Source organism: Streptomyces sp. NBC_00568, from assembly GCF_026341855.1.
In the GTDB taxonomy this organism is placed as follows: Bacteria; Actinomycetota; Actinomycetes; order Streptomycetales; family Streptomycetaceae; genus Streptomyces.
In genome coordinates, this window is record NZ_JAPENW010000001.1 from 3,718,075 (window position 1) to 3,741,648 (window position 23,574).

The 23,574-nt window shown below is 70.2% G+C and carries 20 protein-coding genes; 7 read left to right on the forward strand and 13 right to left on the reverse strand.

Annotated elements, in window-relative coordinates; translation table 11 throughout:
• The first annotated feature begins 165 nt into the window (after positions 1–165).
• Together OOK38_RS16270 and OOK38_RS16275 are read left to right on the forward strand one after the other, a co-directional pair.
• The gene (locus tag OOK38_RS16270; protein ID WP_266848551.1) at positions 166–810 is read left to right on the forward strand and encodes a TetR/AcrR family transcriptional regulator; all 645 of its coding nucleotides are present in this window, start codon (positions 166–168) and stop codon (positions 808–810) included.
• A 286-nt stretch (positions 811–1,096) separates the two neighbouring features.
• On the forward strand, positions 1,097–2,647 hold the full coding sequence (locus OOK38_RS16275) for an MFS transporter (RefSeq protein ID WP_266759740.1): 1,551 nt from the start codon (positions 1,097–1,099) through the stop codon (positions 2,645–2,647).
• A gap of 330 nt (positions 2,648–2,977) precedes the next feature.
• Here OOK38_RS16275 and OOK38_RS16280 read toward each other — a convergent pair whose 3' ends face one another.
• Positions 2,978–3,487, reverse strand: coding sequence for a MarR family winged helix-turn-helix transcriptional regulator (locus OOK38_RS16280; protein ID WP_266759738.1), 510 nt, complete (start codon positions 3,485–3,487; stop codon positions 2,978–2,980).
• Between the two features lie 136 nt (positions 3,488–3,623).
• On the opposite strand from OOK38_RS16280, the gene OOK38_RS16285 reads away from it, so the two are divergent.
• Entirely contained in the window at positions 3,624–4,430 is an 807-nt protein-coding gene (locus OOK38_RS16285) for a dioxygenase (RefSeq protein WP_266759736.1), read from the forward strand.
• A 55-nt stretch (positions 4,431–4,485) separates the two neighbouring features.
• Here the strand turns inward: OOK38_RS16285 and OOK38_RS16290 are convergent, their stop codons facing one another.
• Positions 4,486–5,010, reverse strand: coding sequence for a GNAT family N-acetyltransferase (locus tag OOK38_RS16290; RefSeq protein WP_266759734.1), 525 nt, complete (start codon positions 5,008–5,010; stop codon positions 4,486–4,488).
• A gap of 169 nt (positions 5,011–5,179) precedes the next feature.
• Here OOK38_RS16290 and OOK38_RS16295 point away from each other — a divergent pair, with 169 nt between their 5' ends.
• Positions 5,180–6,178 carry an RNA polymerase sigma factor RpoD/SigA gene (locus OOK38_RS16295; RefSeq protein ID WP_266759732.1) on the forward strand — a complete coding sequence of 333 codons (999 nt, stop codon included), beginning with the start codon at positions 5,180–5,182 and terminating at the stop codon, positions 6,176–6,178.
• 538 nt (positions 6,179–6,716) lie between these two features.
• On the opposite strand, the gene OOK38_RS16300 is transcribed toward OOK38_RS16295, so the two are convergent.
• Positions 6,717–7,691, reverse strand: coding sequence for a YafY family protein (locus tag OOK38_RS16300; protein ID WP_266759730.1), 975 nt, complete (start codon positions 7,689–7,691; stop codon positions 6,717–6,719).
• Positions 7,692–7,753: 62 nt separating this feature from the next.
• Here OOK38_RS16300 and OOK38_RS16305 point away from each other — a divergent pair, with 62 nt between their 5' ends.
• A complete protein-coding gene (locus OOK38_RS16305) occupies positions 7,754–9,295 on the forward strand; it encodes an MFS transporter (RefSeq protein WP_266759728.1) in 1,542 nt (513 codons plus the stop codon).
• 357 nt (positions 9,296–9,652) lie between these two features.
• On the opposite strand, the gene OOK38_RS16310 is transcribed toward OOK38_RS16305, so the two are convergent.
• The 4 genes from OOK38_RS16310 to OOK38_RS16325 form a co-directional block, all read right to left on the reverse strand.
• Complete coding sequence (locus tag OOK38_RS16310) at positions 9,653–10,402, reverse strand: DUF6227 family protein (protein ID WP_266759726.1); 750 nt, start codon at positions 10,400–10,402, stop codon at positions 9,653–9,655.
• Positions 10,403–10,559: 157 nt separating this feature from the next.
• On the reverse strand, positions 10,560–11,777 hold the full coding sequence (locus OOK38_RS16315; RefSeq protein WP_266759724.1) for an Ig-like domain-containing protein: 1,218 nt from the start codon (positions 11,775–11,777) through the stop codon (positions 10,560–10,562).
• A gap of 129 nt (positions 11,778–11,906) precedes the next feature.
• Positions 11,907–12,929, reverse strand: coding sequence for a P1 family peptidase (locus OOK38_RS16320; protein ID WP_266759722.1), 1,023 nt, complete (start codon positions 12,927–12,929; stop codon positions 11,907–11,909).
• A gap of 45 nt (positions 12,930–12,974) precedes the next feature.
• Positions 12,975–14,210: a low temperature requirement protein A gene (locus OOK38_RS16325; RefSeq protein WP_266759720.1), complete on the reverse strand. Its 1,236-nt coding sequence runs from the start codon at positions 14,208–14,210 to the stop codon at positions 12,975–12,977.
• 253 nt (positions 14,211–14,463) lie between these two features.
• Between OOK38_RS16325 and OOK38_RS16330 the strand changes: the two genes are divergently transcribed.
• A complete protein-coding gene (locus OOK38_RS16330; protein ID WP_266759718.1) occupies positions 14,464–14,646 on the forward strand; it encodes a hypothetical protein in 183 nt (60 codons plus the stop codon).
• 79 nt (positions 14,647–14,725) lie between these two features.
• On the opposite strand, the gene mscL is transcribed toward OOK38_RS16330, so the two are convergent.
• The 6 genes from mscL to OOK38_RS16360 form a co-directional block, all read right to left on the reverse strand.
• The gene (mscL, locus tag OOK38_RS16335; protein WP_266759716.1) at positions 14,726–15,196 is read right to left on the reverse strand and encodes a large conductance mechanosensitive channel protein MscL; all 471 of its coding nucleotides are present in this window, start codon (positions 15,194–15,196) and stop codon (positions 14,726–14,728) included.
• Between the two features lie 114 nt (positions 15,197–15,310).
• Positions 15,311–15,856: a hypothetical protein gene (locus OOK38_RS16340; RefSeq protein ID WP_266759714.1), complete on the reverse strand. Its 546-nt coding sequence runs from the start codon at positions 15,854–15,856 to the stop codon at positions 15,311–15,313.
• A 156-nt stretch (positions 15,857–16,012) separates the two neighbouring features.
• A complete protein-coding gene (locus OOK38_RS16345; RefSeq protein ID WP_266759712.1) occupies positions 16,013–16,891 on the reverse strand; it encodes an S-methyl-5'-thioadenosine phosphorylase in 879 nt (292 codons plus the stop codon).
• A 129-nt stretch (positions 16,892–17,020) separates the two neighbouring features.
• A complete protein-coding gene (locus OOK38_RS16350) occupies positions 17,021–17,341 on the reverse strand; it encodes an FmdB family zinc ribbon protein (protein WP_266759710.1) in 321 nt (106 codons plus the stop codon).
• A gap of 68 nt (positions 17,342–17,409) precedes the next feature.
• On the reverse strand, positions 17,410–18,672 hold the full coding sequence (locus OOK38_RS16355; RefSeq protein WP_266759709.1) for an MFS transporter: 1,263 nt from the start codon (positions 18,670–18,672) through the stop codon (positions 17,410–17,412).
• Positions 18,673–18,924: 252 nt separating this feature from the next.
• Positions 18,925–20,517 (reverse strand): potassium/proton antiporter, encoded by a 1,593-nt coding sequence (locus OOK38_RS16360; protein WP_266759707.1) that lies wholly within the window; start codon positions 20,515–20,517, stop codon positions 18,925–18,927.
• Positions 20,518–20,716: 199 nt separating this feature from the next.
• On the opposite strand from OOK38_RS16360, the gene OOK38_RS16365 reads away from it, so the two are divergent.
• Positions 20,717–23,494, forward strand: a complete 2,778-nt coding sequence (locus OOK38_RS16365; protein WP_266759705.1) for a penicillin acylase family protein — start codon at positions 20,717–20,719, stop codon at positions 23,492–23,494.
• Positions 23,495–23,574 lie beyond the last annotated feature (80 nt).

The following is a 23,574-nucleotide window of genomic DNA, read 5'->3' on the forward strand; positions in this document are numbered from 1 at the left end:
CAGGCCCCTCGGGGATCCCGTAGCGATGTGACGCAGGTCACACACTTCTCTCTCGATCGGGGAAATAACCGGGGATCGTTTCCCCGTTTAGTCATACGTCCGAGCGAAACGGGGAGCGAATCCCCGGATCGCACTCAAGCTCAGAGACGCTTCGAGGAGTACGCCGTGGAGACCGCAACCCCCGTGCAGCGCCGAGTGGCCAGGCCGCGTGCCGACGCCCTGCGCAATCGGGAGCGGATCGTCGCCGCCGCCCGCGAGATGTTCGTCGAGTTCGGCGCCGAGGTGCCGTTCGACGAGATCGCCCGCCGGGCAGGTGTCGGCAACGCCACGCTGTACCGCAACTTCCCCGACCGCGACGCCCTCGCCCGCGAGGTCGTCTGCTCGGTCATGGACCGCACCTCGGAATGGGTCGAGGAGGCGCTGGAAGCGGGGGGCGACGCCTTCGAGTCGCTGAGCGGCTTCGTGCACTTCGCCGCCGACGAGCGGATCGGCGCCCTGTGCCCGATGCTCTCCGAGAACTTCGACCAGAACCATCCCGACCTGGTCGCCGCACGCGACCGGATCACCGACCTGCTCCAGCAGCTGATGGCCCGCGCCCGCGAGGCCGGACAGCTGCGCCCCGACGTCGAGTTGGGCGATCTGATGATCGCCGTCAGTCAGCTCACCAGGCCGCTGCCCGGCACCGCGTGCCGGGGTATCGACCGTTTCGTGCACCGTCATCTGCAGCTGTTCCTGGACGGTATGCGGGCTCCGGCCCGCTCCGAACTGCCCGGAGCGGCCGCCAACCTGGAGGAACTGCGACGAGCGTGACCCTGCGCGGACGCCGTGATCGTGGGCGGACCGACGGACCGGCCGATGAGGCGGCCGGTCGACCGGGAGCCGATGAGTCCGGCACCCGGCGCCGGTCAGAACTCGTGACCCGTACCCGTACTCAGCGCTCGTCCCCATGACCCGTATTCATCACTCGTCCTCATAACGCGCACGGCGCACTCGTCACTCGGGCGAGTCGTACCGAGCCGCTTCCCGGCCGTCACCGTCGACGAGCCGTGCCTTTTCACTGACTTTTTCGCTACGAAGTCCCGGAGTGGGTACCCCCATGTCTGAAACAGGAATCACCAAGGCAGTCCCGGACCCAGCGTCCGACGCGCACAGCAACCGCTGGAAGGCGCTCGTCTTCATCGCGCTGGCCCAGCTGATGGTGGTGCTGGACGCCACGATCGTGAACATCGCGCTGCCTTCCGCCCAGCAGGACCTGGGTATTACGGACGGCAACCGGCAGTGGGTCGTCACGGCCTATGCCCTCGCCTTCGGCGGTCTGCTCCTCTTCGGCGGCCGGATCGCCGACCTGTGGGGCCGCAAGCGGGCGTTCGTCGTGGGCCTGGTCGGCTTCGCCCTGGCCTCCGCCCTCGGCGGCGCGGCCCAGAGCGGCGCGATGATGTTCGGCGCCCGCGCCCTGCAGGGTGTGTTCGGCGCGCTGCTGGCGCCCGCCGCGCTCTCGCTGCTCGCCGTGATGTTCACCGACGCCAAGGAGCGCGCCAAGGCCTTCGGCATCTACGGTGCGATCGCCGGTGGCGGTGGCGCCGTCGGCTTCATCCTCGGCGGTGTCCTCACCGAGTACATGAACTGGCGCTGGACCTTCTTCGTCAACATCCCGTTCGCGATCGTCGCGGCCGCGGGCGCGTACTTCGTCATCCGTGAGCCGAAGGGCGGGCGCAACCGTTCGCCGCTCGACATCCCGGGTGTCGTCCTGTCCACCCTCGGTCTGGTCTCCCTCGTCTACGGCTTCACCCGCGCCGAGTCCGACGGCTGGGGCGACTCCACGACGGTCGGCCTGTTCGTGGCTTCCGCCCTGCTGCTGGCCGCGTTCGTCTTCACCGAGTCCAAGGTCAAGGCCCCGCTGCTGCCCCTGCGCGTCATCACCGAGCGCAACCGCGGCGGCGTCTACCTCTCGCTCGGTCTCGCGATCATCGCGATGTTCGGCACCTTCCTCTTCCTCACCTACTACCTGCAGATCGTGAAGGGCTACTCGCCGATCTCGACCGGCTTCGCCTTCCTGCCGATGATCGCGGGCATGATCACGGGCTCCACGCAGATCGGCGCCCGTCTGATGACCCGGGTCGCGCCGCGGCTGCTGATGGGCCCCGGCTTCCTGGTCGCCGCGCTCGGCATGCTGCTCCTGGCGCAGCTGGAGATCGGTTCGTCGTACGTCTCCCTGGTGATGCCGGCGATGCTGCTGCTCGGCCTCGGCATGGGTACGGCGTTCATGCCCGCCATGTCGCTGGCCACGCACGGGATCGAGCCGCGTGACGCCGGTGTCGCCTCCGCGATGGTCAACACCTCGCAGCAGGTCGGCGGCGCGATCGGTACGGCCCTGCTGAACACGATCGCCGCCTCCGCGACCACCGTCTACATCAAGGACCACATCGGCGGCGCCACCTCCGCGTCGCAGCGTCAGCTGGTCCAGGCGGAGGGCATGGTGCACGGCTACAGCAACGCGATCTGGTTCGCCGTCGCCATCCTCGTGGTCGCCGCGGGAATCGCCTTCACCCTCATCAACACCGGCCGTCCGGACGCCACCGCGGTCTCCGGTTCGACCACGGGCGAAGGCGCCGAGGACGAGCTGAAGGTGCCGGTCATCGCCCACTGACGGCCCTTGGGTACCCCGGGTACTTCGCCTACGGCGCGCACGTCGCGTACGGGCGGGGGTGGGGACGCCCCGCCCGTACGACTCCCAGGGACTGCCCCGGCTCCGAAAGCGACGGAGCCGGGGCAGTCCCGTGTCCGGACCCGGCTCCGAACGCGGCGGAGCCGGGGCGGTCCTGTCCGGACCCGGCGGACGCACTCGCGTGTGCCGGCAGCAACCCGGCGGGGACGCGTGCCACCGGCGTGGCCGGGGAGTGGCGCACGGCGGCCGGGGGAGTGGTGCGCGGCGACCGGGGGAGTTCTCGCGCGGTCAGGAGTCCTGGCCGGTTGAGTCCTAGCGCAACCAGGGCAGGTCGGCGCCCGCTTCCTTCGGCTGGAGCCCCTCGGCGATGATCCGCATGGCCTCGCCGAAGGCCTTCTGCTGGTCCGGACCGAGCCGGTCGAACAGGGCCTGGCGTACGGCGGCCACGTGTCCCGGCGCGGTACGCCGCAGCACGTCGTAGCCGTCGTCGGTCAGGACCGCGAACTGCCCCCGCTTGTCGGACGGGCAGTCCTCACGGCGTACCCAGCCGCTCTTCTCCAGGCGCGCGACCGCGTGCGAGAGCCGGGAACGGGTGATCTTCGCGTTCATGGCCAGCTCGGTCATCCGCAGCCGGCGGCGCGGTGCCTCGGCCAGCTGCACCAGCAGGCCGTAGTAGATGTGCGGCATGCCCGCGTCGCGCTGGAGCTGACGGTCGAGGTGGTCCTCCAGGAGGGTCGTGGCGTGCATGTACGCGCGCCAGATGCGCTGTTCCTCGTCGGTGAGCCAGCGCGGCTCTTCAGCGGGAGCGGGTGCCGTGTTCATGTACTCCACTGTACGAGCCCTTCCTTGAAACTTAAACAAACTGGGCGTAGCCTCGGTGAAGAACTTGAGACTTTAAGCAACTGCTTCAAATATCAAGCACCGCGCCGTACGATTGAACCCTCTGGAGGGAGCCGCCATGTCCGCCGCCACCGAGGAGCGCCCCGCGCCGGAGCGCATGCCCGCCCTCTATCTCAGCCATGGTGCCCCGCCGCTCGCCGACGACCCGGTCTGGCCCGGCCAGCTCGCCGCCTGGTCGGCCGACCTGCCGCGCCCCAAGGCGATCCTCATGGTGTCCGCCCACTGGGAGGAGGCCCCGCTCGCCCTCGGCGCGATCGAGACGGTCCCCCTCGTGTACGACTTCTGGGGCTTCCCCGAGCACTACTACCAGGTGACGTACGCCGCCCCCGGCGCCCCGCTGCTCGCCGAGTCCGTGCGCAAGCTGCTCCGCGCGCCCGGTACGCCGGTGCAGGACATCCCGGACCGCGGACTCGACCACGGCGCGTACGTCCCGCTGAAGGAGATGTTCCCCGAGGCCGACATCCCGGTGCTGCAGATCTCCATGCCGACGCTCGACCCGGTCCGGCTGTTCGAGATCGGCCGCAGGCTGGCGCCGCTGCGCGACGAGGGTGTGCTGATCGTCGGCTCCGGCTTCTTCACCCACAATCTCGCGGCCCTGCGGCACACGGGCGGAGGAGTCCCCACCTGGTCGAGCGAGTTCGACGACTGGGGGCACCGAGCGCTGGAGGCCGGTGACGTGGACGCGCTGCTCGACTTCGAGCGCAAGTCCCCGGCGGGCCGCCTGGCCCACCCGCGCACGGAACACTTCGCCCCGCTCTTCGTGACCATGGGCGCGGCGGACGCCGCCGGAGAGCTGGACGGGCAGCGGTCCGTGATCGACGGATTCTGGCTGGGAATGGCGAAGCGGTCGGTGCAGTTCGGCTGAGTGCCGTGTGCCCGGCGGTCCGCGGTCCCGGTCCGGGGCGGCCGGACGGCGCTGCCTAGAGGTCGAGTTCCTTCTCGTACCAGGCGACGTCCCAGTAGCGGCCGAACTTGCGGCCGACCTCCCGGTAGGTGCCGACATGGCGGAACCCGAAGCGTTCGTGCAGCCGCACGGACGCTTCGTTGGGCGGCACGATGCCCGCGTAGGCCCGGTGCAGGTCCTCGGTGGCGAGCGCCGCGAAGAGAGCTTCGTAGAGGAGCGTGCCGACACCGCGGCCCGCGGCGTCCGGAGCGAGGTAGACGGTGACCTCGACGGAGGTCGAGTAGGCGGGTTTCACGCGAAAGGCGCTGGATGTGGCGTACCCGAGAATCGCCTGTGAGTCCGCGTCCGTGGCAACCATCAGGCGGTGCGGTCCGTCTTCAGGGTGGGAGAGCAGCCACGAGCGTCGCTCGTCCGGGGCGAAGACGGCGGTGTCAAAGGTGACGGGCGTCTCACGCACGTAGTGGTTGTAGATGTCGGTGAGGGCGCCGAGGTCGGCTGCGACCCCCGGCCTGACCTGCACATCTGTACGTTCTGACGACATCCGCCCTCCCATGTGGTGCGACAGGGTACTGCATGATCAGAAAAATCGAGGTACGGGTTGGGAATTCTGTCCTGATTCCAGTCGTTGTTTCCATCAGATGCCGGGCACCCGGGAGGGTGAGCCCGATGTCCAGGTCCACCCGCAAGCCCACCATCGCAAGGGAGCACGCATGGCAACCCGTGCCGTCGCCCGTCGTAAGTCCGCCACCGGCGGGACCGCCGACGCGGCACGCAGTGTTCGCGCCGGAGGCGGCGAGATCGCCGATCGCGACCTGGTCGGCATGTACCTCGACGAGATCGCGCGTACACCGCTGCTCGACGCCGCCAAGGAAGTCGAGTTGTCCCAGGTCATCGAGGCGGGTGTGTTCGCACGGCAGATCCTCGACGGCGAGGCGGAGGCCAAGGCGGACGCCTCTCGTGAGGAGCTGGAGGCGCTGGTCGCCGACGGCGAGCGCGCGAAGGACGTCTTCATCCGCTCGAACCTCCGGCTGGTCGTGGCCGTGGCGCGCCGTTACCCGCGCAGCGGCCTGCCCCTGCTCGACCTGATCCAGGAGGGGAACGCCGGCCTGGTGCGCGCGGTCGAGAAGTTCGACTACCGCAAGGGCTTCAAGTTCTCGACGTACGCCACCTGGTGGATCCGGCAGGCCATCACCCGTTCCATCGCCGACCAGTCGCGCACGATCCGCCTCCCCGTCCATCTGGTCGAGGAGCTGGGCAGGATCCGTCGCGTGCAGCGCGAGTTCAACCGTGAGAACGGGCGGGAGCCCGAGCACACGGAGATCGCCGCCGAGCTCGGTTCGACGCCGGAGCGCGTGGGCGACGTCCTGGACTGGGCCCGCGACCCGGTCTCGCTGAACATGGCGGTGGACGACGAGGGCGAGACCCAGTTCGGTGACCTGCTGGAGGACACCTCGGCCGTGTCGCCCGAGCAGTCGGTGCTCACGCTGCTGCGCAGCGAGGAGCTGGACGGCCTGATAGGCCACCTCGACCAGCGCACCGCCTCCATCATCAAGATGCGGTACGGCATCGAGGACGGCCGGGAGCGGACGCTCACGGAGGTCGGCAAGGAGCACGGTCTGACGCGCGAGCGCATCCGCCAGATCGAGAAGCACGCCCTGCTCGAGCTGAAGAAGCTGGCACGCGACACCGGATTCGACGCGGCGGCGTAGCGGTGCGGGGGTGCGGCACGCGTACGGGGCGAGCCGGGTGAGCGCGACGCGTGGGCCGTTCGGGTTCACTCGTCGAGGGGGCGCGAGACCCGCCTCGCCCGGTTCGCGCACGGGCACCCACGCCACGTTGGCCACAAGTCGACCAGACATGGCCATGTAAGGCCGCTTCAACCTGCTGGGCTCTGGGAACAAGACTTCCGGGCCCACGCTTCAGAGTCCCGACCAGGCGGACGCGAGCCGCCCCCAAGAACCGAGTCCCGACGCACACCCCCCCCGCGCCGGGACTCTCCCAGAGCCGAGCTTCGGCGCCTCCCCCCCCCTGGCGCCGAAGCTCGGCTCCACTTCTGTCCTGGGGGCAGCGGCGAGAGCGCGGGGCGCGCGCGGTGGGGTTTTGGGCAGGACGTTGACGGGCCACCCCGAACCTGAACCCCGGGGTGACCCGGAGGGCAGATTCTGCCACAGCGACATAACCTGCCGTACCTGACCGGCCCCGGGGCGTCACCGGCTCCGCGGCGTCCCCGTCGGCCGTGAGGTGCCGTCAGCGCGCGGACCCACTCCCGGCCCGGCTCAGCCGCGCCCCCAACTCCCTTATGTGATCCGCCAGTTCCCTCGGCTCTTGTACGGTGAACTCGCAGTCGACCATCGCGATCCGCACCGCCAGCCACTCCACCGAGTCACTGGCGGAGGCGCGCAGGCGGCAGCTGCGTTCGTCGATCGGCTCGGGCGACCCGATCCAGGCGGGCACGCGCGCCGCGACGAAGTCGGCCGGCGCGGCGAAGGTGACCTCGAACGCGTACGTCTCCTGACGCCGGTACATCGACTGCCGCAGGTATTCGGCGGCGTTCCCCGTCGGCAGCTCGCGGGGGGCGAAACGGGCCCCCGTCGCGAAGGGCTCGGTCACCCGGTCGACGCGGAACGTCCGCCAGTCCTCGCGGTCGAGGTCGTACGCGACGAGGTACCAGCGGCGGCCGGTGGAGACCAGCCGGTACGGCTCGGTCAGCCGCCGCGACGGCGTCCCGTCCCCCGAGCGGTACGCGAACCGCAGCCGCTCCTGTCCGGCGACGCTGGACGCCATCACGGTCAGCGTCTCGGGTGCGATGCTCGCCCCGTCTCCGCTGGTCAGGGGGGTGGTGGCGGCCTGGAGTGTGGACACACGGTGCCGTAGCCGGGCCGGCAGCACCTGCTCCAGCTTGGCGAGGGCCCGTACGGAGGCCTCGTCCACGCCCGCGACCGCGTGCCCGGCGCCGGCCCGCAGGCCCACCGCGATCGCCACGGCCTCCTCGTCGTCGAGCACGAGCGGCGGCATCGCCTTGCCCGCCACCAGCCGGTAACCGCCGTCCGCGCCCTTGGTCGCCTGCACCGGATAGCCCAGCTCACGCAGCCGGTCGATGTCGCGGCGGACCGTGCGACGGGACACCCCGAGGCGCTCGGACAGCTCGCCGCCGGGCCATTCGCGGGGCGTCTGGAGGAGGGAGAGGAGCTGGAGCAGCCTGGCCGGTGTGTCGGTCGTCATGTTTTCCAGGGTGCCGCAGAACTAGGACATGATCTGACCTAATCGGGCCGTAGCTTTACAGCATGACTTCCACCGAGACCTCTGAGACAGCTCTCAGCAGCCCGGCACCCGGCGCCGCGGCCGACCGACGACGCTGGTTCGCCCTCGCCATCGTGATGACCGCGGCCTTCATGGACCTGGTCGACGTCACGATCGTGAACATCGCGATCCCGTCGATCCAGCGGGACGCGGGCGCCACGTTCGGCCAGATCCAGTGGATCACCGCGGGCTACGCGCTGGCCTTCGCCGCGGGACTCATCACCGGTGGGCGGCTCGGTGACATCCACGGCCGCAAGCGGCTCTTCCTCCTCGGCATAACCGGCTTCACGATCGCGTCGGCGCTGTGCGGCTTCGCGGTGAACCCGGAGATGCTGGTCGCCTCGCGCATCCTGCAGGGCGCCATGGCCGCGATGATGGTGCCGCAGGTGCTGTCGATCGTGCACGCCACCTTCCCGGCCCACGAGCGGGGCAAGGTCTTCGGCCTCTTCGGCGCGATCGTCGGCCTGGGCGCGGTCTCGGGTCCGCTCCTCGGCGCACTGCTCACCGAGTGGAACCTCTTCGGCCTGGAATGGCGGCCGATCTTCCTCATCAACCTGCCGGTCGGCGTCGTCGCGCTGATCCTGGGCCGCCGCTTCATCACCGAGTCCAAGGCCCCGCGGGCCCTCAAGCTCGACCTCGTCGGCGTCGCCCTGGTCACGCTCGGCCTGCTGATGCTGCTCTACCCGCTGACCCGCGGCCGTGAGCTGGACTGGCCGCTGTGGGGGTACCTGTGCATGGCCGGCTCCCTCGTCGTCTTCGGGGCGCTGGTGGCGTACGAGAAGCGGAAGTCGGCGCGGGACGGTTCGCCGCTGGTCGAGCTGTCGCTGTTCAAGGTGAAGAGCTTCGCGGCGGGCATCGCCGTGCAGACCGTCTTCGGCATCGCACTCGGCATCTTCTTCCTGGTCTGGACGCTGTACATGCAGACCGGGCTGGGCTGGAGCGCGCTGCGGGCGGGCCTCACCGGAGTGCCGTTCTCGATCGCGGTCTCGGCCGCGGCGGGCATGTCCGTGCAGCTGCTGGTCCCGCGCTTCGGACGCAAGGTGCTCCAGGCGGGCGCCCTGCTCATGGCGCTCGGAGTGCTGCTCTACATCTGGGAGTCCGACCGGTACGGCATGGCCATCGCCTCCTGGCAGATGGCCCTTCCCCTGGTGGTCATGGGCGCGGGCATGGGCTTCATCGTCGCCCCGCTGACGGACGCGGTGCTCTCGGAGGTCCCGCGTGAGCACGCGGGCTCGGCGTCGGGTCTGATCAACACGGTGCAGCAGATGGGCAACGCGCTCGGCCTCGGCCTGGTCTCGGTCGTCTTCTTCGGCGAGATCGGCGACAGGCTGACCCTCGACCAGGTGGGCCCGGCCTTCGTGAACGCCTTCCAGCACGCGCTGGGCTGGGTCGCCGTGGTGATGGCCGTCATCTTCCTGGTGATGTTCGCGCTGCCGAAGCGGCCGGCCCAGCATGTGGAGGGGGCGGAGGACGAGACGGCCGCCCAGGACCAGGTCCAGGACCGGAAGGCGGAACTCGTCGGCTGAGTCCCGTCCAGGTCCACCACCGGTGCGACGTGGAAGTCCGAGCCCGAAGGGGCCCCGGCACCTCAGGTGCCGGGGCCCCTTCGGGTTCTCCGGGTGCTGCACGGCCTCGCCGTTGGAGGGCCGACGCGCCCGGCGAGCGCCGGCGCCGATTGCCGGCCCGGACGCCTCGCGCAGGGGCGGCGGGCGCAGTCGGCCCCGCGCCGGGCAGGGTTCGCCCCGCGCGGGAAGGGCTCAGCGCGGTCGCGCGGCGGCCCGGGTCGGACGTCGGCCTCATCGCGCCGCGCCCCGGTCGGACGTCGGCCCATCGCGCCGCGCGGGTCGGACGTCAGCCCAGGCGTGCTGCGCCCCGGTCGGACGTCAGCCCAGGCGTGCCGCGCGCCGTTCCATCGCGTCGCGCGCCGCGTCCTCCGACGCGTACACCTCGCACATGTGCCGCCGGTCCGGCGTCGCCGTGTGCTCGACCTCCCACAGGGAGATCTCCTGCCCGTCGCGCAGCAGGAACGCGTGTTCGTAGAGGGAGAAGCACAGGCCCGCCTGGCCGGCCCGGCAGGGGCGGCCGAAGGCCTGGGTGATCTGGTGCGCGAACGCCTCCCGGAGCAGGAGCGTCGTGAGGTCGGCGCCCGGCCGGTCCGGATTCTCCGCGCGCCGCAGGAGCCGGCGCGCGTGATCGGCGGAGTCGTCGGGCACGTACGTGTGACGCGGCTCGGGGATCGCCGACAACTGCACGAACACGGGCAGTTCGAAGTCCGGCGCGTCCGGCGGCAGGGGGAGTCTGGCCGTGGCGGCGCGCAGCTCCTCCTCGTCGACGTAGACCTCGTGCTGTGCTTCGCGGCCCGGCGCCGTGTTGTGCACGAGCTCCCACAGCGTGACGGCGGAGCCGTCGGCGAGCAGCCACGTGTGCCGGTACGTCTCCCGGTGCAGCCCCGCGCTGTGGTGCGCGGAGTGCAGCGAGCTGTCGTGCGCCAGCGCGCAGTCGAGTCGCCGTATCGTCTCGTCGGGCAGCTCGAACGAGTTCAGGGCGCGGCCCAGAAGTCGCGCGAGATGCTCCTCCGGAGACTCGGGCGACTCGGGTGGTTCGTACGCTGCTGTCTCGTACGGAACGCTCAAGGTTTCTCCCGGCGTTGCTGCATGTCACCTTGTGGGTGCATACCGTAGCCCCTCGGTCGGACATCATGTCCGCGAACCGAGAAAACGTACGGACGGAAAACGGGCGGGCCGCGCGGCAAGTTCCCGCGCGGCCCGACCGGGCGTCAAAAGGCCCTCGTCAGACGGCACTTCCCGCGGTCCACGCGCTCCACGACATGTTCCAGCCGTTGAGCCCGTTGTCCGGAGAGACGGTCTTGTCGGGGGAGTTCTTGACGGTCACGACGTCCCCGACGAGCGAGTTGTCGTAGAACCACTTCGCGGTCGTGTCGCCCTGCGCGCCCTGTACGTCGGCGAGGCCCACGCAGCCGTGGCTGGTGCCCTGCCGCCCGAACGGCGGATTCCCGCGGTTGTACCAGTAGTTGCCGTGGATGAACGTCCCCGAGGACGTCAGACGCATCGCGTGCGGCACGTCGGCGATGTCGTACTCGCCGCCGAATCCGACCGTGGAGCCGTTCATCCGGGTCTGGACGAACTTCTCCGAGATCACCATCTGCCCGTTGTACGTGGTGTGTTCGGGGGTGCCCGCCGAGATCGGGACGCTCTTGAGGGGCTCGCCGTCACGCACGACCGTCATGGTCTGCGTGCCGACGTCGACCGTGGAGACCTGGGAGCGGCCGACGGTGAACGTGACCGTCTTCTTCTGTACGCCGTACACGTTGTTCGCGCCCTCGACACCGTCCAGGGCGATCCTCATCGTGACCTTGGAGCCGGCCTTCCAGTACTCCTCGGGCCGGAAGTCGAGGCGCTGCGCCCCGAACCAGTGCCCCACGACCCGCTGCCCGCTGCTGGAGGTGACCGTGATGTGCGACTGCACGGCCTTCCTGTCGCCTATCGCCTTGTCGAAGGTGAACGACACCGGCATGCCGACACCGACGGTGGAGCCGTTGTCCGGCGTGTACGTGCCGATGAAGCTGTTGCTCGAAGAGACCGTGGTGAAGATCGAATTGGCCGCCGCGGTCCGACCGTCCGCGTCCTTCGCCAGGGCGGAGATCTGGTACTTCGTCCCGCGCTCCAGCTGCTCCTTCGGCTTCCAGGAGTGGCCGTTCGCGGATATCGCCCCGGGCACGGCCGTCCCGCTCCCGGACACCGTCATCTTCACGCCGGTCAGCCTGCCGTCGCTGACCTTCACCCCGGTCGCGTTGATGGACGCGCTCGTCGAACCGTCCTTCGCCGAGATGGCGATCTTCGCCGTGGACGTCCGGCCCGCGTTCTTCCCGTCCTTGCCGCTCGCGCTGTCGGCGCTCGCGTCGCCTCCGCAGGCGGTGAGGGTGAGGGCGCCGACCATCAGGGCGGCACAGGCCCCCAGTGCACGCGCTGTCCTGTCCGGCGTTGTCACGGGCTGCTCCCAGGTCTCGTCATGTGTGATCCGCTCGAGTACGTGGAGAGAGAGCGAGCAGTGACGCGACAGGTTCCCGTCGGCCCGGGCTGGACACCATCACGTGACAGGACCGGGACAATCGCCCGACTACCGGTACAGCTCCTCGTACGACGGCCACACCCCGCCCGGCCCGTCCACCGGCTCCGCGGCACGCACCGCGCGCACGATCGCCCGCGTCACCAGGTCCGCGCCCGCCGCGAGGATCTCGTTGAGCGCGAGCGGGTTATCGGCGGCGAGCGGCAGAGCACCCGTCGCCAGCGCGAACACCGTGTCCCCGTCGTTCAGCAGATGCACCGGCCGCACGGCGCGCGCGATCCCGTCGTGCGCGGTGCCCGCGAGCTTCTGTGCCTGGGCCCGCGTGAGATCGGCGTCGGTGGCGACAACGGCGAGCGTGGTGTTCAACGGCGGCGGCGCGTTCCTCGCGGCGGCCTCCGCGAGCCTGCGCCCCGCGGCCTCGCGCACCGGGGCGGACGGATGCGCCGTACGCCCTCGCGCCAGTTCCCCGTACAGCGCCCCCGTTTCCGGTTCCACCACCGACCCCGCCGCGTTGGCCACCACCAGCGCGGCCACCGTGATGCCCGACTCCAGCACGGCGCTCGCCGTCCCGACCCCGCCCTTGATCTGCCCGACCACCGCCCCGGTGCCCGCGCCCACGCCTCCCTCGCGCACCGGCGCGCGCAGCGCACTCGCGTCGGCCGCCTCGACCGCGGCCCTCCCGGTGGAAGCGTCCGGCCGGGACCGGAAGTCGCCGCCGCGTCCCAGATCGAAGACACAGGCGGCGGGCACGACGGGCACGACATGCGCCGGGTCGGGCCCCACGCGCACCCCGCGTCCCCGCTCCTCCAGCCACGCCATCACGCCCGACGCCGAGTCCAGCCCGTACGCGCTGCCGCCGGTCAGCACGACCGCCTCGACCCTCTGCACGAGGTTGCGCGGATCGAGCGCGTCCGTCTCCTTGGTGCCGGGCCCGCCACCGCGCACATCCACCGCGGCGATCGCACCTCCTTCGGGGGCGAGCACCACCGTTGTGCCCGTGAGCCAACCGTCGCCGGTCCGCGTCGCGTGCCCCACCCGCAGACCGGCGACATCCGTCAGAGCGTCAACTGTCATGGCCCCAGTGTTCCCCGGCCGCAGGCCGCGACAGCGACTTCCCCCTCAAACGCCCCCGGCCGCGTTCCCCGCCGCTTCCCGCCCGACCATCCGCGTCGTCAGCACCACCCCGACCGCCACGGCCAGTGCCGAGACGATGCCCGAGGCGAGGACCGCCCAGTCACCGAGGAAGGTGCACAGGATCACGAGCAGCGCTGTGGTCGGCAGCACCAGCTGCTGGGCGATGCCGATCTTGAAGTAGCGGGAGTGCAGCGCCCAGACGGAGAGGAAGTACAACGCGGTCGGCAGCGTCACCGCGGCGGACGCCGAGAGCGTCGAGATGTGCGCCTTGCCGACCGTCTGCTCCACCGCGACCTCCAGACCCGCGCCGATCGCGGCCGCCGACGCGAAGATCAGATAGTGGCCGTAACCCCACAGGAAGGCCTGTCCGCTGGACCGCAGATGTCCGTGGATCGGCACCACGAAGTAGATCCACCAGGCGGAGAACACGATCAGCAGCCCGCCCGCGGCGATGGGCAGCAGCTCGCCCAGCGCGTCGTGCTCGTCCACGGCCGACTTCACCGCGACGGTGGCCGCGGCGATCGTCTCGCCCAGCACGATGATCGTGAACAGTCCGTACCGCTCGGAGATGTGGTGCGGATGCCAGGACGTGGTGAAGGCCTTCTCCGCGAACACCGGGACGCACAGCTCCGCGATCGCCACGACCAGGAACACCCACGGGCGGCCCGGCTCCGGCGCGATGAGCAGACCGAGCCAGCCCACCTGGCACAGCAGCACGCCCCCCGCGTACCGCAGCGCCATGGTTCTCTCGGCGCCCTCGGAGGACCGCGCCACCCGCAGCCACTGGGCGATCATCGCGAACCGCATGATCGCGTAGCCGAGCCAGACGACCAGGAAGTCGTGGCTCCCGAACGCTTGCGACACCCCGGCCGCGAGCACCAGGACGCCGGCGATCTGCACCAGGGTGACGACCCGGTAGAGCACGTCGTCGTTGTCGTACGCCGACGCGAACCAGCTGAAGTTCATCCACGCCCACCAGATGGCGAAGAAGATCATCGCGTAGTCGAGGATGCCCTCACCCGCGTGCCCCTCCGCCACGGCGTGCACCAGCTGGGCGCCCGCCTGAGCGATGGCCACCACGAAACACAGGTCGAAGAGGAGCTCCAGCGGCGACGCGACCCGGTGTGCCTCGTCGCGGCCGCGTGCGGTCATTCTGCGCAGCGGTCGACGGCCCGCGGGCCGTGGTGTCGCGGCGGACTCCGGAGTGGATCTGGACGTCATACGGCCAAGCACAGCAGAAAAGTCCCGGAAATTCTTGTGAATGCGTTCACAAGCGTGCTCGGTGCCGGAATCTCGGCCGGATGCCAGGTCAGACGTGTCACGGGGATCCGGATCGGCCGGGCCGGAGGGCCTCCTGCCCTTGATCGGGGACCCGTGCCCCTCGCCGGATCGTGGTGGCCGCCCGACCGCCACGGCGCCGAGACGCCCGGCCGGGCCGGGGTGGGCCGCCACCCCCGCGGCGTACTCTTGGGGCATGAGTCCCGCCCCCGCCCCCGAACCGCGTGATCCGAAGTCGGCACTGGTCTTCGACGATCCGTTGAGCCGGCAGTCCTCGGACGATACGGACCGTGGGTGGGGCGAGCGGGCCGACAGCACGGGCGACAGTGCGGCCGACCTGAAGCGCTTCCTCGACGAGAAGCCGCCCCACCACCTCTGAGCCCGGCCCCTGATCTCCCTGCCCCCGCGCTCCGGGCCTCCGCGCCCTGCCGGCTTCCGGGCGCGGGTCCAGGGATGTGTCAGTGCTCGCGGGGTCCCGGACCGCGCTGCGCGACTATCGCGTCGCGGATCTCCTTCAGCACCTCCAGCTCCGACACCTCGATGATCTCCTGCGTGTTCTCCTTCGCCTTCTGGCGGGCCGCCTGCCGGGCCAGGAACTTGGCCATCGGCAGAACCATCAGGAAGTACACGACGGCCGCGGTGATCACGAAGCTGAGCGTGGCGCCCAGCACGGAGCCCCACATGAGGCGGATGCCCGTGGCGGTCTCCCCGGTACCCGTGCACGGGCTCTTCAGGCAGGAACTGTAGCTGTCGAGGTTCTTCGTCCCGACAGCACCGACCAGCGGGTTGATGATGCCCTTCACCACGGAGTTGACGATGTTGGTGAAGGCCGCGCCGATGACCACGGCGACGGCCAGGTCGATGACGTTGCCGCGCATCAGGAAGGCCTTGAAGCCCTCCCAGACGCCGGGCTGCTTCTTGTCGCTCACCAGGAGGCCCCTCTGCACAGGTTGTGGAACAAACAGCTCCGCAACCTACGGCAGGGTCCGCCGGGCCTGTCCAATTGGGTAGCTCGAACGAGAGACTTGACACGGTTTCGTCACTCATCGCAGCGTCACCGCCAGCCGTGACGTGGCGCCGGCGCCGGCCAGCCGAGCGGCCGTCGCGCGGGGGACGGAGAGGACGACCAGCGCCCCGGTGCCGGTGGCGCCCACGTCCGGAATCCCGGTGACCCGCGCCCAGGCCGCGACCACCCGCGCCTCGCCGCCGCTGTCCGCCGCGACCACGTCGACCCGGTCGCCGGGCCGCAGCAGGCCCACCGTGGCGCCGTCGGCGATCCGGACCGGCGCCGTCACCGTCTCGACCGCCCGCTGCCCGCGTACGGGCGCGGAAGCGGTGGCGGAGGTGGACCCGGCAGGGGGCGCGGACACCGGATGTCCGCGCGCGCTTCCGGCCTCACCCGGGCCGGCCGCCACGAGCGCGGCCGCCGTCATCGCCAGACCGGCGGCGACCGCCCGCCTCCTGTGCCGCGCGAGGCGCCGCAGCCGATACCGTCCGCCGCGCACACGGACGGGAGCGAAGTGCGGCACCTCGCAGGTCGGAGGCGCATCCGCGCCGGGCGGGCGGACGAGGGGAGAGAGCTGTGCCATGGGGACCACCACCTGCGACGAGGGATCGGCTTGCGATCCCACGATGAGGCGTCGCGGCGAAGCCCGCCGAGGCCCGTGGATCACCGACGGTTTGTGGACAACTCCCTCACCCGAACGGGAGGTTCCGCCCGCGTTCCGGCCCGGGGAACTCCGGCGTCACGGCAGGTCGAAACCCGGGTCCATCCCGCCCAGCGCCGTCGTGCACAGGCAGTCCCGCGTTCCGTTCGCCGGCAGCCCCGCGACCGTGTCGAAGAGCACGCCCCGCAACCGGTCCACATTCGCCGCGAACACCTTCAGCACGTCGTCGTGCGAGACGCCCTCGCCGGTCCCGGCGCCCGCGTCGAGATCGGTGACCAGCGTCAACGACGTGTAGCAGAGCTCCAGTTCACGGGCGAGCGCGGCCTCGGGGTGCCCGGTCATGCCGACCACCGACCAGCCCTGTGCCCGGTGCCAGAGCGATTCGGCCCGGGTGGAGAACCGCGGACCCTCTATGACCACGAGCGTGCCGCCGTCCACGGGCTCCCAGGCCCGTCCGCGAGCCGCCTCCAGGGCCGCCCTGCGCCCGACGGGGCAGTACGGGTCGGCCAGCGACACGTGCACCACGTTCGGCACCGTGCCGTCGGGCAGCGGCAGCCCGTCGAAGTAGGACTGGGGCCGCGACTTCGTACGGTCCACGAACTGGTCCGGCACGAGCAGCGTTCCGGGCCCGTACTCCGGACGAAGACCGCCGACGGCGCAGGGGCCGAGGATCTGCCGGGCGCCGACGGAGCGCAGCGCCCACAGGTTGGCGCGGTAGTTGATGCGGTGCGGCGGCAGATGGTGGCCGCGGCCGTGGCGGGGGAGGAAGGCGACCCGTCGGCCGGCGATCTCGCCGAGGAACAGCGAGTCGCTGGGCGGTCCGTAAGGGGTGTCCACCTGTAGCTCGGTCACGTCGTCGAGGAAGGAGTAGAAGCCCGAGCCGCCGATGACACCGATCTCGGCCAGGACCGTCGACTGCTCCCCGGCCGGGGTCTGGGAGTTCTCCGTGTTCGCCATGGACGGCACCCTAGCCGGGACGGGAGAACGCCGAAGACCCCGTCGTCCTACGACGACGGGGTCCCGTGCGAACGAGCCTGGTGAGGCCTCGCGGCGCCGGGGCGGGAGCCTCGGCGGACCGGGGAGGCCTTAAGCGGCGGAGCTGCCGGCCGAGCCGGTGCCCGACGACTTCGAGTCCGAGGACGACGACGCGGACGTCGACGACGAGGACTTCGAGTCCGACGAGGACGTGGCCGTGGACGGCTTCGACGCCGGCGAGCTGCTCGACGAGGAGCCGCGGCTGTCGTTGCGGTAGAAGCCGGAGCCCTTGAAGACAATGCCGACGGCCGAGAACACCTTCTTCAGGCGGCCGTTGCAGTTGGGGCACTCGGTCAGGGCGTCATCGGTGAACTTCTGCACCGCCTCGAGGCCCTCGCCGCACTCGGTGCACTGGTACTGGTAGGTCGGCACTTGTCTTCCTCCTGGCACTCTCACTCAATGAGTGCTAACGACGGTCCATACTGACGTATTCCGCGAGATCAGTCCACTGTCACCGGCACTCGGTGACCGACGCCACGTGCGACCGTCCTGCTCGGGGCCTGTGTGGTGAGGCGTGAACGCAGTGCCACCAGGGTCGCCAGGGCCAGTGCCGTACCGGCCATCGGCACCAGGAAACCGGCGCCGTCCCAGAGCCGGTCCTCCAGCTGTCCGGCGACGGTGACGGCCGCCGCCTGGCCGAGCGCGACGGCGCCGGTGAGCCAGGTGAAGGCCTCGGTGCGGGCGCCCTGCGGAACCAGGCTCTCGACCAGGGTGTAGCCGGTGATCAGGGTCGGGGCGATGCACATGCCGACGACGAGACCGAGGCCGGCGAGCACGATCCCCGAGTCGGCGGCCCACAGCCCGGAGGCGGCCAGCGCGAGGGCGGCGTACCCGAGGACGAGCCGTCGCTGCGGGGCCGCCTTCCAGGCGATGGCACCGCAGACGATGCCGGAGAGCATGTTGCCCGCGGCGAAGACGCCGTACAGGACACCGTTCAGGCCGGGCTCGCCGATCGACTCGCTGTACGCGGCCAGGGAGACCTGCATGCCGCCGAAGACGGCGCCGATGCCCAGGAAGGTCACGATCAGGACGCGCACCCCGGGGATGCGCAGAGCGGAACCGTGTTCCACGCGCGCGTGACGGTCGACGGCGACCGAGGGCTGCGTGCTCTTCTGTGCGGCGAACAGCAGACCGCCGACCAGGGTCAGCGAGGCCTCGGTCAGCAGGCCCGCGGCGGGGTCGACGGCCGTGCACAGCGCGGTGGCGAGCAGCGGGCCGAACACGAAGGTCAGCTCGTCCGTGACGGACTCGAAGGCCGCCGCGGTCGTCATCAGGGGCGAGCCCTGGAGCTTCACGCCCCAGCGGGCACGCACCATGGGGCCGATCTGCGGCACCGAGGCGCCGGTCGGCACGGCGGCGACGAAAAGCGCCCACAAGGGGGCACCCGACAGCGCGAGCGCGGTCAAGGAGAAGCCGGACACGGCGTGCACGAGGACGCCGGGCAGCAGGACGGCCCGCTGTCCGTGCCGGTCGGCCAGCCGTCCGGTGAAGGGTGCGAACAGCGCCATGGAGACACCGGTGGCGGCGGCGACCGCGCCGGCCGCGCCGTAAGAGCCGGTGGTGTGCTGCACGAGCAGCACGATGGAGATCGTCAGCATGGCGAACGGCTGACGTGCGGCGAAGCCGGGGAGCAGGAACGTCCAGGCGCCGCGGGTGCGCAGCAGCTGTCCGTATCCAGGACGGGAGGTGACCGTGGATGCCACGGCCCGTGCCTTTCTGCCGCCTGGTAGCGCGCCCGTGCGGGGGGCGCCGAGAGCTGTCCTCTTGCGCGGATCTGCGGTAGATACCGGCGTCTCCTGCGGGAGGACGTCACGGCCGCCATACGGTCGCGCCAGCTCTGCGTCAGGCAGAGTTGGTTCGATCAAGGTGTGCCTTCATCGTACAGGGACGATCGAGGCCACGCCTGTGAAACCGAGCACCACGGGAGCGCCGGCCTGTGAATTGCCCGCCGCGCCTCAATGTCCCGTTTGGTGTCTCGTTCGGTGGTGTTCCGTTCCGCCGTCCTCGGTGCCCAGCCAGCCGGCGAGCTTGCCGCCCTGGCCCACCGCGCGCAGCCGCTTCTCGGCCGCGTCCCGGACCGGGTCGGTGGCCACCACCAGCAGCTCGTCGCCGAGCCGCAGCACCGTCGTGGGCGCCGGCACGAAGGACTCCGCGTCGCGGACGACGAGGGTGACCGCCGCGCCCGGGGGCAGCCGCAGCTCGCCCACCTCGACGCCGTGCATCCGCGACCCCTTGGGGATCGCGACGGACAGCAGATGGCCGCGCAGTCGCTCCAGGGGCGCCGATTCGATGCCCAGGTCGGCGGCCCCGGGGGACGCCCCGAGGCGGAGTTTGCGGGCCAGCCAGGGCAGCGTCGGGCCCTGGATGAGGGTGTAGACGACGACCAGGACGAAGACGATGTTGAAGATCCGCCGGCTCTCCGCGATGCCGCTCACCATCGGGATCGTCGCGAGGATGATGGGGACGGCGCCGCGCAGCCCCGCCCAGGACAGCAGCGCCTGCTCCTGCCACGGGATGCGGAACGGCAGCAGGCTGACGACCACGCTGAGCGGTCGCGCCATCATGGTCAGCACCAGGCCTATGACGAGTGCGGGCCAGATGTCGTCGGCCATCTCGTGCGGCGTGACCAGCAGGCCGAGCAGCACGAACATGCCGATCTGGGCGATCCAGCCGAGCCCCTCGGCGAAGCCGCGCGTGGCGGGCCAGTGCGGCAGCTTCGCGTTGCCGAGCAGCATGGAGGCGAGGTAGACGGCGAGGAAGCCGCTGCCGTGGGCGAGCGCGCCGGCGGCGTAGGCCACGACCGCGATCGCCATCACGGCGATCGGGTAGAGGCCGGAGGCCGGCAGTGCCACGTGCCGCAGCCCGAACGCGCCCAGCCAGCCGACCGCGATACCGATGGCGGCACCGATGGCCAGTTCCAGCGTTATCTCGCCGAGCAGCGCGTACCAGTGCTCCACCGGCCCCGCGGTGGAGAACGCGACGACGAGGATGACCACGGGGGCGTCGTTGAAACCGGACTCGGCTTCCAGGATGCCCGTCACGCGCGCGGGGAGGGGGATCTTGCGCAGGACCGAGAAGACCGCCGCGGCGTCCGTCGAGGACACCACCGCTCCGATGATGAGAGCCTGCCGCCACTCGAGGCCGATCAGGTAGTGCGCGGCCGAGGCCGTGACGCCCACGCTCACCGCGACGCCCACCAGTGCCAGCGAGGAGGCCGCCGGCAGGGCCGGCTTGATCTCCTTCCACTTCGTGCCGAGACCGCCCTCGGCCAGGATCACGACCAGGGCCGCGTACCCGATGACCTGGGTCAGCTCGGCGTTGTTGAAGTGGACGTTGCCGACTCCGTCCTGGCCCATCGCGACGCCGATCCCCAGGTACACGAGCAGCGTGGGGAGCCCGCTGCGTGAGGAGATCCGGACCGCTGCCACCGCGATGAGCAGGACGAGCGAGCACACGAGCAGGAGCTGGTTGAGGTGGTGGACAGTCAGGGGCTGTTCCTTTCTCGCCGATCCGGTTCCGCCGGGGGGCGGCAGCCGGCTCTGATGCACCGGAAACCGGGCACTTCACTGCAAGTACTTCGTTACCTTACCTAACTCTTGACGCTTTCTTGACGTTCCCGAAGGCAAGATCGAACAGTCGTGCTTCCCGGTTTCCTACTCCGCGTCAAGGCGCGGTTGGCCCTGCGCCTATGGTTGCCCCAGCACTCCAGGACCGCCTGCCGCTCGCGTTAGGACAGCAAGGACAGCGATGCCCCCCAACACCACCGCCTCTTCCGGCCAACAGCCCGGCAAGTCCGGCAGGAAGAAGGGGCGCAAAGCCCGACTGTTCTTGATTGTCCTGGTTCTCGCCATCATCGGAGGCATCGCCTTCGGCGCGTACTGGAGCATCAGCACTGTGCGCGCCTCCTTCCCGCAGACCAAGGGCTCCATCCAGCTCGACGGACTGTCCGGGCCCGTGGACGTGAAGCGCGACGGCAACGGGATCCCGCAGATCTACGCCTCGTCCGACGAGGACCTGTTCATGGCCCAGGGCTTCGTCCAGGCGCAGGACCGGTTCTACGAGATGGACGTGCGCCGTCACATGACCTCGGGCCGGCTGTCCGAGATGTTCGGCCAGGGCCAGGTCAAGAACGACGAGTTCCTGCGCACGCTGGGCTGGGACCGGATCGCGGAGAAGGAGTACGACACCAAGCTGTCGGCCTCCACGAAGAAGTACCTCCAGGCGTACGCCAAGGGAGTCAACGCCTACCTGAACGGCAAGGACGGCGAGGACATCTCCCTGGAGTACGCGGCTCTGGGCTTCACCAACGACTACAAGCCCACGGAGTGGACCCCGGTCGACTCGGTGGCCTGGCTCAAGGCGATGGCCTGGGACCTGCGCGGCAACATGCAGGAGGAGATCGACCGCTCGCTGATGACGAGCAGGCTCGGCCCGAAGCAGATCTCCGACCTGTACCCGGAGTACCCGTACAGCCGGAACAAGACGATCGTCCGGACGGGCTCGTACGACAGTGTCACCGGGACGTACACGCAGGCGGACGCCACCACGGCGGGCGCGGCGGGTGCGGCGGGCACGGGCCTCACGGGCGACACCGATGCGCCCGCCGGGTTCCAGAGCCAGCTCTCGGGGCTCTACGACGTCCTCGACGACCTGCCCACCGCGGTCGGCGTGAACGGCAACGGCATCGGCTCGAACTCCTGGGTCGTCGCCGGAAGCCACACCATCACCGGCAAACCGCTGCTGGCCAACGACCCGCACCTGTCGGCGTCCCTGCCCTCGGTCTGGTACCAGATGGGCCTGCACTGCACCAGCGTCTCCGCCAAGTGCCAGTACGACGTCTCCGGCTACACCTTCGCGGGCATGCCCGGTGTGGTCATTGGCCACAACCAGGACATCGCCTGGGGCATGACCAACTCCGGGGTCGACGTCACCGACCTCTACCTGGAGAAGATCACCGGCCAGGGCTACGAGTACGACGGCAAGGTGCTCCCCTTCGCGATCCGCAAGGAAACGATCAAGGTCGCGGGCGGCACCGCCAAGACCATCGTCGTCCGGGAGACCGAGGACGGGATGCCGCTCCTCTCCGACCGTGACGACGAACTGGTCAAGGTCGGAAAGAAGGCCACCGTCGGCGCCGGGGCGCCCGACCGCGGCGACGGCTACGCGATAGCGCTGCGCTGGACCGCGCTGGACCCGGGCAAGTCCATGGACGCCGTCTTCGAGATGGACAAGGCGTCGAACTGGACAGAGTTCCGCAAGGCGGCCGCGTCCTTCGAGGTGCCGTCCCAGAACCTGGTCTACGCCGACGGAGCCGGCGCCGACGGCAACATCGGCTACCAGCTGCCCGGCAAGATCCCCACGCGCGCCAAGGGCAACGACGGCTCGCTCCCCTCGCCCGGCTGGGACTCCAAGTACCGCTGGACGGGATACATCAAGCAGTCCGCCCTGCCCTACGAGTACAACCCCAAGCGCGGGTACATCGTGACCGCCAACCAGGCGGTCGTGGACCCGGACAAGTACCCCTACACCCTCACCACGGACTGGGGTTACGGCACCCGCAGCCAGCGCATCAACGACCTGATCGAGTCGAAGATCAACGGCGTCGGCAAGATCTCGACCGACGACATGCGGCAGATGCAGCTCGACAACAGCAGCGAGATTGCCAAGCTGATCGTGCCCAAGCTGCTCAAGATCGACGTGCCCGACAAGGACGTCCGCGAGGCGCAGAGGCTGCTGGAGGGCTGGGACTACACCCAGGACGCCGACTCCGCGGCCGCCGCCTACTTCAACGCCACCTGGCGCAACATCCTCAAGCTCGCCTTCGGCAACAAGCTGCCCAAGGAGCTGCGGGTCAAGGGCCAGTGCCTGTGGGTCGACCGGATCGACACCACCGGTCCCGCGGACGAGGACCAGTCGGTACGCGAGTGCGGCCAGCGCGACGCGGACCAGGCGCAGCCGGACGGCGGCGACCGCTGGTTCGAGGTCGTCCGCAAGATCATCGACGACGAGCGCAACTACTGGTGGAAGTCGCCCAAGACGCGCAAGACGCCCACCGACAATCCGATCGACACCCGGGACGAGCTGTTCGGCCAGGCCATGACGGACGCCCGCTGGGAGCTGACCGCCAAGCTCGGCAAGGACATCGACACCTGGAGCTGGGGCCGGCTGCACCGCCTGTTCCTGAAGAACCAGACCCTCGGTACCGAAGGCCCCCGCTTCATCCAGTACATGCTCAACCGCGGCCCCTGGAAGCTCAGCGGCGGCGAGGCGACGGTCAACGCGACCGGCTGGAACGCGGCGGGCGGCTACGGAGTGGTCTGGGTGCCGTCGATGCGGATGGTCGTCAACCTCGGGGACCTCGACAAGTCCAAGTGGATCAACCTCTCGGGTGCCTCCGGGCACGCCTACAGCGCTCACTACACCGACCAGACGGACCTGTGGGCCAAGGGTGAACTCCTGCCCTGGGCCTTCTCGGACAAGGCCGTCGACAACAGGACGAGCGACACTCTGGTCCTGAAACCGTGACGCTCCGACGGGCGTCGAGGTCCTGACGCCCTGAAGCCGGTGCCTGACGGAAGTGGCCCTCCACGCGTGCGTGGAGGGCC